Below are 1,078 nucleotides of genomic sequence, written 5' to 3' on the forward strand. Positions count from 1 at the left end.
CAAACCCTCGCCTGAGTCTAAGGCGAGGGTTTTATTATAAAAATTTAGCTGCTTTGTAGTTCGTCAAAATTCTTTTCACTGAAATTAATCATCGAAGAAACGTGTTGATACAACTCGGGATATTGGGTTTTAAAAAGATGTGGAGTTTCAAAAAAGTGTTCTAAAATTACGGCAATAAATTCAAACCCGTTTTCATACGCATATTCCCTAAAATAACCCTGTTCAGATAGTTTTTTGTTCAGATTTTCATCTTTGAAATAAGTTATTACTTTATTGAATTCGTCATAAAAAAGAATAGCACTTGGGTCATTGCTTTTCATTCCGTGAAAGTGTAACGCGTGTGCAAATTCGTGAAGACCTAGATTAATATTATCGTTTGTTGATTGATGTCCAAGGATAAAATCTTCCCAAGAAAATGCCACAGTTTTCATAGCAGGGTTAAATTCCCCTTTGTGATATTGCTGGTTTGAATTCGAAAAATAGGCTGATGGGTAAATTATGATGACTTTAAATATATTAATAAGGTAGTGTCTCATCCCAAAAGATAGCATAATATAGGTTCCTGCAATAATGATCTTCATTTCTTCAGTAATCATAAGTTCTTCTTTTCCTATGAATTCATAATAGTTTAAGAACCCTTTTACCCGATGTTCAAAATAGATTTTCTTTTTATTTGACAACTTTTTATAAAACGGAAACTCTTTTTCTAAAATTTGCTTTTGAGTTAGAGTCAATTTTTTTGGGAAAGGATAAAGATATATATACAGCGGTTTATTAAAAATCATCATTTAGGTAGGCTCGACTATTCTAAATAAAGTTAGAAGTAAAAATAGTACCCCAAAATAGATCAAAAGTAAATGTTGAATTATCATAAATAAGGAAAGAAATTACGTTTATATTTTGAGCATTGTGTGTTTGTTTTTTAATGTTTAAATTTAAATCTGTTGTAGTGTGGTGCACTATTATAAAAGTTTTCTAAAACTGATAAAGCGTGAAAATCACACTCTTTTGTGTTAATTTCACGCTTTTTTTCTATTGCATTTGTGACCTCGGCAGGGTTCGAACCTGCAACCTTCAG

Annotated in this window: 1 protein-coding gene; it reads right to left on the reverse strand. The window is 31.0% G+C overall.

Features of this window, described 5'->3' with window-relative positions:
• Positions 1-44: 44 nt before the first annotated feature.
• Positions 45-734: a zinc-dependent peptidase gene (locus tag EKL98_RS17125; protein WP_158618357.1), complete on the reverse strand. Its 690-nt coding sequence runs from the start codon at positions 732-734 to the stop codon at positions 45-47.
• Between the last annotated feature and the right edge of the window lie 344 nt (positions 735-1,078).

This window comes from Flavobacterium bomense, from assembly GCF_003970355.1.